The following is a 14,100-nucleotide window of genomic DNA, read 5'->3' as shown; positions in this document are numbered from 1 at the left end:
TTTTTGAGTTTAGTTTGAGTTTTAGATGTTATTTACGACCAATGGTTGTGACTAACAAGGTTAGTTACTCGATGATATTAATCAACAGCATTAATCAATGTCGTTAACTGCCAGTCCTTTTAATGATTGTTAACATCGAGATATCACATGACCAATGCCATTATTGCTGATTTAGAAAAACGTTACACTGCCAAACGCTATGATGCGACTCAACGCGTGCCTAAAGAAGATTTAGCCGTGATTTATGATGCTATGGTGTTATCGCCGTCATCAATTAACTCTCAACCATGGAAGTTTATCGTGATTGAAAGTGACGAGGCCAAGCAACGTTTACATGACTCTTATGCTAATAAGTTTCAGTTTAATCAACCGCATGCTAAAACGGCTTCACATACTATATTGTTTGCATATAACCCTAAGTATACCCGTGAAGATTATGCCAAAGTGGTAGATCAAGGCATTATTGATGGCCGTACTAAGCCTGAAGATCGCGAAGCTGCATTTGGTGGATACGCATTTGTTGACTTAAACACTGATGAAGCGGGTAACAATGCGGCTTGGACTAAGTCACAAACCTATTTAGCATTAGGTAACACTATGCATACGCTAGCGCGTCTTGGTATCGACTCTACGCCAATGGAAGGTGTTGATAGTGAAATGCTAGGCCAAATATTTGCTAAAGAGTTGGACGGTTATGTGTGTGAAGTTGCATTAGCATTTGGTTATCATCATTCAGATGAAGACTACAACGCCAAGTTACCAAAATCTCGTTTAAACATTGAGCAAGTATTACAGGTTTTATAATTGATCCGTCGCTATTTACGCGACTGATATTAATGAAAAAGGGGGCATAAGAGTAATCTTATGCCCCCTTTTTTAAGTTACTGAAGCTGAACACGTTGACCAGTATTGAGTCACTAGCGCAAACAGTGGCCACGATTGAGGCTGATCAATTTATCGAGTACGCGTTCGCCGTCCATACGAATACCATTGTGCTCATATTCTGATGTGAGCCAATACTTAAGGTTCGCCACTTTTTTTGTGGTTTCTAAACTGTATTGCATTTCGACAAACATATCTTCGCTGTATATCGCGGCTGCAACCGGGACTTTATTATTAGCCAGTTTCTCTAGGTCATATAACGCAGGCCAGTCTTTTTTCGCTGCGATAAGTTCAGCGGCTTGTTGCAGTGGAATGAGTTGTTCAAATTGGGCAAACATCCACGGATAGACCATTTCGCCAGTGAACAATAATGGTTTGTCAGGACGATAGTTAAATTGGCTGTATTGTGCTCGTACTCTGTGTGCGGCCCAAGTTGATGCTTGTTGCTGACAATAAATAGACTCATGCATTAATGCAAAAATAGGGTTGGTGTTATAGTCGAGAAATTGACTGAACTGATGTAAAAACAGTGGATTAATGTCGATACCATGCGGCGTTTCAATTAAGGCTTGCTCAAGCAGATAGTAAACCGCTTCAGGGCCTTGTTCCATACCGATATTAATGCCTAACAACTGCAACATTTCAACTGTGAGTTGCTCGCCAGTGGCTAAGTAGACTTTGTTTTCGTAAAGGTATTTTGCTAAGTCATCGACTAAGGTGCGTGCATCACTAAAGCGCTTGAAAAAGTCATTGTTTTTAGCGATGACACGTTGATAAGTGGCTTGATAAACCTCTTCGGCAGGGCGGTCTAGTGAAGGAATACCACCAGTAATGTATGCCTCTTTTAGGCCTTCTGGCGCAGCAGACAAATAATGCAATACACAAAATCCACCAAAACTTTGGCCTAAAATACTCCAAGGTTGGTCTGGCGATAATTTTGCGCGAATATACTCCGCATCTCGAACAATATTGTCTGCACGAAAAAAGCTTAGGTAGTCCGCTTGGTCTGTTGAACTCATGTAGCTTAAGCTGGTGGCATTAACTGGGCTTGATAGTCCGGTGCCTCGTTGGTCGAGTAATAACACTCTATATTCAGTTAACGCACGTTTTATCCAACCGTTATTGCTGATCGGTCTGACGGCACCAAATCCTGGCCCACCTTGAAAAAACACTAAATAAGGCAACTTTTTATGTTGGTTCTCAACGCTGACAATTTCCCGAGCGAAAACTGTAATCTGTTTACTTGGACTTTGTTGATAGTCTAACGGCACAGAGAAAAAGTGCTTACGAGCAACAATGTCTGCTAAGGTGAGTTCTGTGTGCATATAATGCCTATTCAGTGTTGATTAATGGGACAGCAAATTTTTTCAAACTCTGATGTACCGGTGCTATTTTTTGGTGTTAGAGGCGCATCTATATGGTTTGACTCATACGGTGTTTGGGCACTTATTTAGGCGCGAATGATACTATTTTATGAGCCATCTTAACGATTAACAATCGGTAACTCGATGGAAATCACATTAAATAGGTATCTAGATCAAATCTGCCTAGGTAAAATTAACTGATAATTAACCGAATGATCATAAAGAACGAGGTTGTCGATGAAGTATCAAATCATCCCCGTAACGCCTTTTCAGCAAAATTGTAGTGTTATATGGTGCGAAAAGACCTTAAAGGCTGCGGTTGTTGATCCTGGTGGCAATATTGACCGAATTTTAGCTGAGGTGGCTAAGTTAGGGTTAAGTGTTGAAAAAATATTATTAACCCATGGTCATATTGATCATGTCGGTGGTGCAGCTGAATTAGCCAAAAAATTAGCGGTGCCGATTATTGGTCCGCACATAGCGGATAAATTTTGGTTAGAAAACTTAGTTAAACAAAGTCAAAACTTTGGTTTTCCACGCGCTGAAGCTTTTGAGCCGAATCAGTACCTTAATGAAGGTGATGAAGTGAGTGTAGGAGAACAACATTTACAGGTGTTGCATTGTCCAGGGCATACACCCGGACACATTGTTTTTTACGATAAAATGGCTGATTTAGCTTGGGTTGGCGATGTGCTTTTTAGAGGCTCAATTGGTCGAACTGATTTTCCGCAATCTAATCATCAAGATTTACTTCACTCCATTACCACCAAATTATGGCCATTAGGGCTCAATGTCAGTTTTATTCCCGGCCATGGGCCTATGTCGACGTTCGCTGATGAGCGACAACATAACCCTTTTGTTGCCGATCAGTTATTTGATTAACAATTTGTTATGTGATCAGGTCATTGAGGTTATTTATTAATAAGTTGAAACCATTGATTCTTTGCATTGTAAACGCAGTCTGTTAGCTTAAGATAATGCGTTTACAAATGATGGACAGCCAACATGGTTCAACACCTCGTTGATTTACTCGATACCTGGTTACCTTCTTATCAAGAAGACTGGGTACTCGCCGTTCTTACCCAAGTACAAGGGTCTTCTTACCGCAAACCTGGCGCCATAATGCTATTTCATCCAATGGGTAAAAGCCTAGGGATGTTAAGTGGTGGTTGTCTTGAGGCGGATTTACGTCGTCACGCCCAACGTGCGATTCAAACTCAGCAAGTTATTCAGTTAACCTATGACGCAACCGATGAGTCTGATACCAGTTATCAGCTGGGCTGTGGTGGTATTGTTAATATCATGATGGTGTCGTTAAATAAATCGAACAATTATCTTGGTTTGGTGAGTGTCCATGACGCCTTAATGCGTGGTCATGCAGGTGTGTATCAAATTGATGTTGTTGCAGATGGCACGCCGGTCAATAAACTAAGTGGTCACTTTGTCGAACAAGGCGCCGAGCTATCAACATCTGTCACTCTCAATAGTAAAACTCGCGCAGTAGTCGATCAAGATACTACTGTGTTGCATATTCCAGTTAGACCACCAGTACACATTGGTATTTTTGGTGGTGGCTTAGATGCACAACCTATTGCACAAATGGCGCAAACACTTGGTTGGAAAGTCAGTGTGTTTGATGAACGTACTGCTTATGCGCGTACTTATGATTTTCCTGGATGTCAGATCATCAAGAAACCAACAGCAGAAGTGTCTACAACACTTTTGGCTAGTTTAGATGCCGCCTTTGTGATGAGCCATAATTTACAAATTGATGCTAAAACATTACAGGTACTCCAAACCATACCTTTGGCTTATATTTCGTTATTGGGTCCTACCCATCGTCGTGACAAGGTGTTGAGCATGGCTGAACTCAGTGTCGATGATTTTAGTGGCTATTTTTCGGCACCTGCAGGGTTAGCATTAGGCGGCGAGCTGCCTGGTTCGGTTGGGCTCAGTATATTATCTCAATGCCATGGAGTGCTGTATCAAAGTCAGTTAACCAGCCTTGATACGGTGATGTTGTCATAAACTCTCAGAGTACATGCATTCATGAAGCCTAAAATTGTTACTGTAATCTTAGCCGCTGGCGCTAGCAGCCGTTTTAACGGTGCTAAAATTGTCGCCAAAGTGCAAGGCGAACTAAGCTTACTTGAGCATTGCCTGCAGACTCTCGATCGCGTCACCACCGCAGTGGGTATCACCCCAGCGGTGGTAATGTTAGGTGCACATCAAACGGATGAAGTATTGGCGATCACTGCGGATCATCATCGGCTCATCAATGATAATTGGCAGTTAGGCTTATCAAGCTCGGTAAAACTTGCAGGGCGTTATGCTCAAAGCCAACAAGCAGATGCAATGTTAATCGTATTAGCCGACCAAGTGGCTTTGCAAGAAACAGAGTATTTGCAATTGATAGAAGCCTATATTCGTAATAACTTAACTACTTGCGCTTTTTACCTGCAAAATGTGGGTGTTCCAGCTATTTTTTTAGCTGAAGATATTAATGTTTTGATGTCGATTGATGGCGATAAAGGTGCTAAAAGCATTTTAAAACAACATGATAAAAATAATAGCTTGAACGTTGTTCAGATGGAACAAGCGCAATTTGATATTGATACACCAGCTGACTTAGCTCGTTGGTTAGATAATAAGGATTAATTATGACAACCCCAACACAAAAACTGATGGTAAATGGAAAGGATTTCACCCTCGATGCAGACCCTAATATGCCCGTTCTTTGGGCATTGCGTGACATATTAGGCCTAACTGGCACCAAATTTGGTTGTGGCGCAGGGCTCTGTGGGGCATGCACTATTCATGTTGACGGTAGTCCTATGCGCGGGTGTTTAACCAGTTTAAAACAAGTACAAGGCAAGCAAGTTACCACTATTGAAGGTCTTGAGGCTGAAAAGTTAAAGCAAGCTTGGTTAGAACATAATGTACCGCAATGTGGTTATTGTCAGGCGGGGCAGTTAATGTCTGCTGCTGCGTTATTAACCTCGACGCCCAAACCTACTGAAACACAAATAGCCGATGCCATGTCGGGTAATATTTGTCGTTGTGGGACTTATCCACGGATAAAAGCCGCTATTCAATCGGCTTCGGAGGCGTGATCATGACCACATTCACAGCAGTTGAAAATATTAGTCGTCGTAATGTATTAAAGATATTTGGTGCAGTCGGTGGTGGATTAGCGTTAGGCGCAACAGGCCTAAGTTGGAGCCCAATGGCGTTAGCTCAAGACAAGCAAGCAATGATGAACTTGTTTGTGGCTATTGGGGAAGATAATAAGGTGTATTTGACTTGTCATCGCTCTGAGATGGGACAAGGGATCCGAACGGGCATACCACAAATTTTAGCTGATGAATTGGAAGCTGATTGGGATAAGGTTGTCGTGGTTCAAGGTTTAGCAGATAAACGTTACGGCAGCCAAAATACCGATGGTAGCCGCAGTATCCGTAAGCATTATCAACGTATGCGCCAAATGGGCGCAACCGCCAGAACCATGCTTGAACAAGCCGCAGCACAAATATGGCAAGTTCCAGTGACTGAAGTGTACGCTAAAGCTCATAAAGTCCATCACAAAGGCAGTCAAAAGAGTATTACTTACGGTGAGTTAGCACTAGTTGCAGCGACATTAGCGATGCCAGAGTTAGATTCGGTTGTGCTCAAGCCCGAAAGTGAATTCACTCATATCGGTCAATCCCACACCATTGTCGACATGGATGCGATGCTAACGGGTAAAGCAATATACGGATATGATATTAAACTCGATGGAATGTTGTATGCCAGTATCACTCGTCCGCCAGTATTAGGCAGTGATGTGGTTAGTGTTGATGATGCAAAAGCCCGTAAGATTGCTGGGGTGGTTGATATTATTACTTTGCCAGTGCCTAAAGGTGCGCCATTATTCCAAGCTCTAGGTGGGGTTGCCGTGATTGCAACAAACAGCTGGAGTGCAATTGAAGCACGTAAAGCGTTAACCATTACCTGGTCTAAATCGATTAATGATAGTCATGACTCAGAGACATATTTGCAAGGCTTGGTTGAGCGAGTTAACCAACCGGGTAAAGTGATGCGTCAATTAGGTGAGTCTGTTACTGATTGGCCACAAGCTTCTACGGTTAAGGCCGTTTATACCGTTCCGTATTTAACTCATGCAATGATGGAGCCGCCAGTAGCAACGGCGAATGTGACGGCTGAAGGTTGCGAGTTGTGGGCTTCGAGCCAAACACCACAAAGTACCCAGCAAAATGTGGCAGGTGCGTTAGGGCTTAAAGAAGAGCAAGTTACGGTTAATGTGACTTTGTTGGGCGGTGGTTTTGGACGTAAATCTAAGCCGGACTTTAGTGTTGAAGCTGCTATTTTATCGCAAAAACTCAATAAGCCGATCAAAGTCTGCTGGAGTCGAGAAGACGAAATTCAAAACGGTTATTACCATGCGATCAGTGCACAGATGTATCAAGTTGCATTAGACAGCAATAAGATGCCGACAGCATTATTAGCGCGTACGGGTTTCCCTTCAATTAGTTCAACATTTGCCGAAGGTGTTGAATATCCTTCAGCTGGCGAACTTGATTTAGGCTTTAGCGATGTACCGCTAGCCCTTAAAAATATCCAACTTGAAGCCGTTAAAGCTCCTGCACACACTCGTATAGGTTGGATGCGGTCAGTATGTAATATTCAACATGCTTTTGGTATTGGCAGTTTTGTCGACGAAATAGCGGTAAATGCTAACAAACCCTGTGTGCAAATGTGGCGTGATTTATTAGGTCCGTCTCGAATTGAGCCGTTTGAAAATCAAGCTTTTACTTATGGTAATTACGGTGAGGAGTTAGCGGATCATCCCGTTGATGTGGGCCGTTATCATAAGGTGTTAGATAAGTTAGAAGCGGTAATGGCAGATGCGCCTACAGCGGCTGAAAACCAAGGTTGGGGTATGGCTGTTCATCGCAGTTTTGTTAGCTATGTTGCGGTAGCGACATTAGTTGAAGTAGTTGATAAACAGCTTAAAGTATTGAAATCCATAGCGGTGATTGACGCCGGTAGAGTGGTTAATCCTGATCGGGTTAAATCACAACTAGAAGGCGCAATCATTTTTGGGTTAAGTTTAGCCATGATGGGCGAAATCAGCTTTAAAGATGGCAAGGTTGAACAATCTAACTTCCATGATTATCCGTTATTGCGTTTACCGCAATGCCCTGATATTGAGACCTATATTATTGAGTCTACGGCAAAACCTGCCGGTGTTGGTGAGCCAGGCGTACCGCCTGTTGCACCGAGTTTAACCAATGCAATTTTTGCGGCCACGGGGATCAGATATCGCGATTTACCGCTTAATAAGTTTTTATCGATCTAGCCATTTTCGTGAGCTATAGCACTTAAGTTTTATTATCTTAAGCCGATAATAAATAAGCCAAATGCCTAAGTGTATGCGCACTTAGGCATTATTATTGTGTGCAAACAAAAAATTTAAAAATGTTGGTTATTGAATAGTAATTGAATCTGAATAATCAGACTCTTCTATAATATTAATTGGCGTTTGTGTGGGTGTTATTCGTTTATGTCGTTTTGTTCTCACTGTTGAGATAATGGCCAATTGCCTTAGGAAGCTTATATGAAGCAAATCCAGTTTAGAAAAATTGATGCAATCTTGATTAAATTCAGCCTAAATGGAAAATTTTGGGTGGTGTGTTCACTTGTGGCATTGATCACCAGTGTTGTAGCGCTAATGAATTACCAACAAACAAACGACTTAATTGAACAAACATCGTTACAACGTGTTAAAGCAAGTATTGAAAGTTATGCTTCGGTTGCTAATAATCAAGGTTTAGCAAATGATGCCCTCAAGCAATTTGCCCAAGAAAATCAATTGCAGCTATCTGGGCGTGACAATACGTTACGCAGCGGCGATGTAGTGACGGCATCGGCGAGTGTGGGCAACCAATTTTTAACGATGAGTCAAAATGTACAACCGTCGGAACAAGAGCCGTTAAGCCAAACTAGTTTTATGTTAATAATCGCATTGGTGGGTTTATTACCCTTATTTCAGTTGAGTTACTGGATCTCAACCTCATTAGGGGGAGGTTTATGGGAAATGTACATGGCAATCAAGCGTCTAGCTGACGGTGATTTAACCATGAGGTTAAATTTTTTTGGTACAGACGACTTCAGTTTAATCGCCAAAGATATTGATCGTTGCGCCGATAATATGAGTGAAATGGTCAGTGCTATCCGCAGTAATGCTGAAACCTTGGCTGTTGCCGCTAACGAGTTTAATCATCAAGCCAGTACCAACGACGAGCTGATTGATCAGCAACATCACTTTTTAGACTCAGTGGCACACGCCATGGATCAAATGACGGCCGCCATAGCCGATGTGTCACATCACGCGAGTGATACATCATTAAATACTAAGCAAAATGCAACGCAAATGGATCAAAGCCAAAGTAAGATTAACGATGCCGTCAAACGTATTAGCTATTTGTCTGAGCGTATCGCTGAAGCGTTTTCATCTGTCGAGCAGCTCTCCCGCGATGCCACCCAAATTAATGATGCTGTTACTACCATTGATAGTATTTCTGAACAAACCAATTTATTGGCATTAAATGCTGCCATTGAAGCGGCGCGTGCCGGGGAGCAAGGTCGTGGTTTTGCTGTGGTGGCGGACGAAGTGCGAACCCTTGCGGGGCGTACCCAAAAAGCCACCGTAGAAATTCAAAACATGATTGAAGGGTTGCAACAAGGTTCTAAAAAACTGACCAGTATTACCAATGTGATTGTTGCTGAAGCAGACCAAGGGAGTGCGAGCATTAAGGCGGTCGGTGATGATATTACTCATATGGCTGAGTCTATTAATGCGGTGTTCGATATGAGCAGCCAAATAGCCGCATCCGCGGAACAACAAAGCATGTCTGCGAGGGATATCGCCTCACAACTTAATCAAATTCGTCATCAATCGGAAACGATTCGCAGTACTTCCAAACAAGCTGGTGTATTAGCTAAAGATTTGAATCAATCGTCTAAAGGTTTAGCTGCGATTTTAAGTCAATATAAAATCTAGCGCTTACAGCCTTATCATTAAAGAGGAGATCGTTGATATATTTTTGATTAGCTTGAAATAAAGTACTAAGGTATCTGGTCTGTTACTAAGTTGTTAAGTGGTGGTTTAAGTGTATTGACTCTAATTTAGTCGTCGAACACCACTTGAGTTAGTCGCATTATACTATTAGATATCTGTGAATAGCATGGTGTATGTGTCATCGCCACCTTATTGCGGCGCTTTATTGTGTTATTCGGCAAACATCATTAGGAGTATCAATGATTATTATCTCTACGCGCGTTGTTATAGCGCTGACCTTAAGCTGTGTATTATTGAGTACCTCTGCCGCGATCGCAGCACCGCAGAGTATTGCGGTGTTAAATGCCCAAGGCCAACCAGCACAAAACATGGTGGTGTATTTACTCCCCAGCGACCCTGCCAATATTGTTACCACCGTTGCTCCGCCAAAAGCTGAAGTTCATCAAAAAGATAAGCAGTTTTCTCCCTATATTACTGTTGTACAAAAAGGCAATGATGTGGCTTTTGTCAATGAAGATGATATTACTCATCATATTTTTTCTGCATTAGGGCCGAAGCGTTTTTCATTCAAACTTCGTCATCAGCAACAACAGCAAATATTGAGATTTGAGCAAACAGGGCATGTGTCTATGGGCTGCAATGTTCATGACTGGATGTCTGGACATTTATTGGTGGTCGACACCCCGTATTATGCTGTGACCAATTTAGAAGGGATAGTAACATTTGCGGATTTACCTGCTGATGACTTCAAGCTGGTTGTGTGGCATCCACAGCTAAAAATGCCTGATAATCAGCAAGTGAAAACTGTTCATTTCCCTAGAGATAACGCTTTGACTATCACCTTACAGGCAGAATTTGATAATATTCCCAGCCAGCAAAGTTTAGATGAATTTGAATTTTTAGAAGGATACTAGTATTGCTATTTTTTAATCGGTTGCAAACTCGGATTTTTGCTTTTTTTGTATTGCTAATCATTGCCGTACTGAGTTTGTCTTTTTGGTTAACGTATCAATCTAATCAAAGGTTAGAGCAACAGTATGTGGCCAATCAACTTGAAGTAGCGAGTTTAGTTTTCGAGTCGCAATATGATAACCGAAATTATTATTTGGCTGCATTTGCCGCGACGGCCGCAAAGGATTTTGGTTTAAAAGATATCTTTATTGATGGCGATAATCGTAGTTTTCTAGTGGCGTTAAATAATCATCGCAGTCGGATTAATGCATCTTTAGCAATGGCGGTGTCTGCTGAAGGTAAAGTTATTGGCCAGCTGGTGGCTTCACAAGGTGAATTAGGTCGTGAAGCCGTTGCTCTGGGCTCGGAGCAGAACGAGGTGTTTCGATACAAGTTAGGTTCTGAATTTGAAACACTAAGTCCATTCTATTTATTAGATAATAAACTGTATCAAATTAAGTTTTCACCACTCACTAGTGGCGGTAATAGCGTTATCGGTTGGGTGGGTTTTGGGTTTCTTATCGATGATACCTTAGCTAATTCGTTGCAGAAGCTCACCGGCTTAAACAGCGGTTTTATGTTAACAACTGAAAGTAAAGTCATTGAAATTGGTCATTCAGGTCTGTCGTTGCCTGAAGATGAAAGCTCATTATTATCGCGTTATATCATTGAAGAGAAAACCAACCACGATTATATTCTCTGGAAGCAATCTTTAGGTGAAGTCGATGGTCAGTCTCTACATGCCTATATGTATAAATCCCGCTCTGATTTATTGGCATCAATAGAGTCTCAGTGGTTACAACAAGTTGCGGTGTTAGTCATGATGTTACCGGTGTCCTTACTGTTGGCGTTTTGGATATCGGGCAGTATCACTCGACCTATTACACAGTTAATTGCCCAGGCACGTTTTATCGCACAAGGTAATTATGATTCTAATGTGAGTGTCGATTCCAGTATTGAGCTACAGCAATTAGCCAATGAATTTACCTCGATGCAGCAAGCTATTCTACAACGAGAAAAAGCCATTGCTCATCAAGCCTATCATGACCCATTAACCAATTTAGGCAATCGTAATGAATTACAGCGCATGATTGAACCTTGGTTAGTATCGGGGTCAACCATGGGGCTGTGTTTAATTAATATTCGCCGTATGACTGAAATTAATGTCACCTTAGGTCACGCTGTAGGTGATGAAGTAATTAAAGAAGTGGCTAAACGTTTATGTGAGGTTAATCCCGATGCCTTAGCTTATCGATTGTCGGGTGATGAGTTTGTTTTAGCATTTAAGCATTGTGAACATCAATCGTTTGATGTGCTTCTCAAAAAGCTCCAAGATCAGATTGGCCAAGATTATCACTATCAAGATGTAATGTTACATTTGCAGTTTACTGCTGGTGTCAGTTTTTATCAGCCAAACGTAGATATTGTTACCCTGCTAAGACAAGCTGACACGGCTTTGCAGCACGCTAAAATAAATAAGCGTGATTATCAAATCTACGATGCCAATATCGATAAAAATAGCATTGAACGTTTTCAACTCATTAACGAGCTTAAAGTGGCGATTGAGCAAAATCAGTTAGTGCTTTATTACCAACCAAAATTAAACTTAGCCAAACAAAAAATTACCCATGTTGAAGCGTTAGTTCGTTGGGATCATCCCGCTAGAGGCATTATTCCACCGGATACGTTTATTCCTATCGCTGAAAAAACCATGCAAATGGATGCATTGACCCGCTGGGTGATTACCGAAGCGATGGCTCAATATCATCGTTGGCAATTACTGGGCCTTGATATGTGTATAGCAGTAAATATTTCGGCTGAAAATTTAAAAGACGAGCAGTTTTGCCACTGGGTCATTAATGCCCTCGCTGAGCATAATGTACCTGTTACCGCGATGACGTTAGAAATAACTGAAGATGCGGTGGTATCTGATCCCGAGCTGGCAATAAAACAGCTCACGTTATTGCGTCAAAATGGACTCACGTTATCAATAGATGACTATGGCACTGGCTATTCTTCATTGGCACAATTGAAACAGCTGCCGGTCGATGAACTTAAAATTGATAAGTCGTTTGTGCAAAAGTTACTTGAAAATGAAGCAGACCAAATCATTGTGCAATCGACGTTACAATTAGCTCATAATTTAGGCCTTAAAGTGGTTGCCGAAGGCATTGAAGATAAGGCTACTTTAGAATGGTTAACCAATCTAAACTGCGAAATGGGCCAAGGCTTTTATTTGTCGCGACCATTGCCTGAACAGCAGTTTAATGACTGGTTAGGGCAATCTGATTACCTGTAGGAGAATTGATTATTTGCGGCTTACGTACAAGGATAGTGTGTTGCTTACTGTGTGTGAGTAGCAGTATTTATGCCGAACCATTGGATAATGACGTGATTGGTCATGCAGATGTTGAGCATGATTTCAGTGGCGTGATAGATGTCCGTGTTGGTTATGCCGATAGCATCGATTCTTATTTGGATGGTGGATTGGGCAAGTTTGGCGTTAATAATGGCGCGCACTTAGCCTTATCACAACTGGGGTTAAGTTATCACAGCCAATGGGGCGATGCCTGGTCGAGTCGTATTGTGGCGAATGGATATGTTGATGGTATCAATAATGGGTTAGGTATCACTGAAGCCATTTTACGTTATCGGGATATTCCGAGTGAGCAAGGTATTCGGTTTGATGTTCAGTTTGGCTTGATGTATCCGCAAATATCGTTAGAAAATGTTGCTACCGCATGGGCATCACCTTTCACCTTAAACTATTCAACCATGAATAGTTGGCTGGCCGAAGAGGTTAGGCATATTGGCCTGTCGACAACGGTTGAATCATTAGGGAAATATCGGCAATCAGAGCATGATTTTTCGTTAACTGCAGAAGCCTTTATGTTTAACGATACCACCGGCGCGATGCTGGCTTGGCACGGTTGGACTCAAACCTCAAGACAAACATTAGTGCAAGAAACCATTCCCATCGCTGCCATTCCTGCAATGGAAGAGGGGGGTATGTTAGAGGCCCAAGCCGCTAACTCAGACCCTTTTACTGAACTTGACGACCGTATCGGTGGGCATGTACTCGCAAAGTGGACTTGGCGTAATAAAGGCAGTATTCAAGCGGGTTACTATGATAATAACGCCAATACGCATATTGTTAAGCAAGGTCAATATGTGTGGTTGACCCAGTTTGGTCATGTTGGCGCAAAATGGCGTTTGCCTTTTGGTGTCAGTTTAATCAGTCAATTTATGCAAGGAACCACCTTAATGACCAACACTGATGGTTATCCTGTGGTCGATAATGATTTTCAATCGGGTTACGTGTTATTGAGTAAACGTTGGGACAAGCACAGATTAAGTTTAAGAGTTGAAGACTTTTCTGTTACCGATAATGATCTTACTCCTGAAGATAATAATAATGAAGATGGCCAATCATTGACCCTTGCGTATCAATATCAACTCGATAGACCGTGGTTTATCCAATTTGAATACAATGCTGTTGATTCAACTCGTCCTGCTAGAGCGTATCTTAATGAATCGGTCGAACTGCTTGAGCAACAATGGCAAGTGTCTAGCCGTTACTTTTTTTAGTTAAGCCTACTGCAAGTTAATTCAATAAAGTTAGCAAGACAAAGTTAGCAAGATAGGGAGCAGTTTGAAAGGTGTTTATTATTCCAAGTTTAGGTTAGTTAACGGCTAATATGGGTTAACTACAAGCATGGGCTAATGGCTAATGCAGAGTCAACAATCATAAAAAAACGCTATGCTGTTAGGCATAGCGTTTTTTGTTCAAGCATCATGTCGTTTAATCTAAGGGTCAGTTAA

At 41.8% G+C, this 14,100-nt stretch carries 11 protein-coding genes; 10 read left to right on the top strand and 1 reads right to left on the bottom strand.

Annotation, left to right across the window (positions count from 1 at the left end; genetic code table 11):
• Positions 1 to 147: 147 nt before the first annotated feature.
• Positions 148 to 804, top strand: coding sequence for a nitroreductase family protein (locus AAEY97_RS16445; RefSeq protein ID WP_192115198.1), 657 nt, complete (start codon positions 148 to 150; stop codon positions 802 to 804).
• 113 nt (positions 805 to 917) lie between these two features.
• Here AAEY97_RS16445 and AAEY97_RS16440 read toward each other — a convergent pair whose 3' ends face one another.
• Positions 918 to 2,207: an alpha/beta fold hydrolase gene (locus AAEY97_RS16440; protein WP_101086737.1), complete on the bottom strand. Its 1,290-nt coding sequence runs from the start codon at positions 2,205 to 2,207 to the stop codon at positions 918 to 920.
• A gap of 276 nt (positions 2,208 to 2,483) precedes the next feature.
• Here AAEY97_RS16440 and AAEY97_RS16435 point away from each other — a divergent pair, with 276 nt between their 5' ends.
• From AAEY97_RS16435 to AAEY97_RS16395, 9 genes are all read left to right on the top strand, one after another.
• Positions 2,484 to 3,128, top strand: coding sequence for an MBL fold metallo-hydrolase (locus AAEY97_RS16435; RefSeq protein WP_162023426.1), 645 nt, complete (start codon positions 2,484 to 2,486; stop codon positions 3,126 to 3,128).
• Positions 3,129 to 3,251: 123 nt separating this feature from the next.
• Positions 3,252 to 4,274 (top strand): XdhC family protein, encoded by a 1,023-nt coding sequence (locus AAEY97_RS16430; RefSeq protein ID WP_351000055.1) that lies wholly within the window; start codon positions 3,252 to 3,254, stop codon positions 4,272 to 4,274.
• A gap of 21 nt (positions 4,275 to 4,295) precedes the next feature.
• On the top strand, positions 4,296 to 4,904 hold the full coding sequence (locus AAEY97_RS16425) for a nucleotidyltransferase family protein (RefSeq protein ID WP_351000053.1): 609 nt from the start codon (positions 4,296 to 4,298) through the stop codon (positions 4,902 to 4,904).
• Between the two features lie 2 nt (positions 4,905 to 4,906).
• Positions 4,907 to 5,359, top strand: a complete 453-nt coding sequence (locus AAEY97_RS16420; protein ID WP_101086741.1) for a (2Fe-2S)-binding protein — start codon at positions 4,907 to 4,909, stop codon at positions 5,357 to 5,359.
• A gap of 2 nt (positions 5,360 to 5,361) precedes the next feature.
• Positions 5,362 to 7,605 carry a xanthine dehydrogenase family protein molybdopterin-binding subunit gene (locus tag AAEY97_RS16415; protein ID WP_351000051.1) on the top strand — a complete coding sequence of 748 codons (2,244 nt, stop codon included), beginning with the start codon at positions 5,362 to 5,364 and terminating at the stop codon, positions 7,603 to 7,605.
• 258 nt (positions 7,606 to 7,863) lie between these two features.
• The gene (locus AAEY97_RS16410; RefSeq protein ID WP_101086743.1) at positions 7,864 to 9,309 is read left to right on the top strand and encodes a methyl-accepting chemotaxis protein; all 1,446 of its coding nucleotides are present in this window, start codon (positions 7,864 to 7,866) and stop codon (positions 9,307 to 9,309) included.
• A gap of 257 nt (positions 9,310 to 9,566) precedes the next feature.
• The gene (locus tag AAEY97_RS16405; RefSeq protein WP_351000048.1) at positions 9,567 to 10,241 is read left to right on the top strand and encodes a cupredoxin domain-containing protein; all 675 of its coding nucleotides are present in this window, start codon (positions 9,567 to 9,569) and stop codon (positions 10,239 to 10,241) included.
• Positions 10,242 to 10,243: 2 nt separating this feature from the next.
• A complete protein-coding gene (locus AAEY97_RS16400; protein ID WP_351000045.1) occupies positions 10,244 to 12,577 on the top strand; it encodes an EAL domain-containing protein in 2,334 nt (777 codons plus the stop codon).
• 53 nt (positions 12,578 to 12,630) lie between these two features.
• Complete coding sequence (locus tag AAEY97_RS16395; protein ID WP_351000042.1) at positions 12,631 to 13,866, top strand: hypothetical protein; 1,236 nt, start codon at positions 12,631 to 12,633, stop codon at positions 13,864 to 13,866.
• Positions 13,867 to 14,100: the final 234 nt, after the last annotated feature.

This window comes from Shewanella sp. TB7-MNA-CIBAN-0143 (assembly GCF_040310065.1).
Taxonomy (GTDB): Bacteria; Pseudomonadota; Gammaproteobacteria; order Enterobacterales; family Shewanellaceae; genus Shewanella.
Note: the sequence above shows the minus strand (reverse complement) of the source record. Positions and strands in the feature narration are given on the sequence as shown.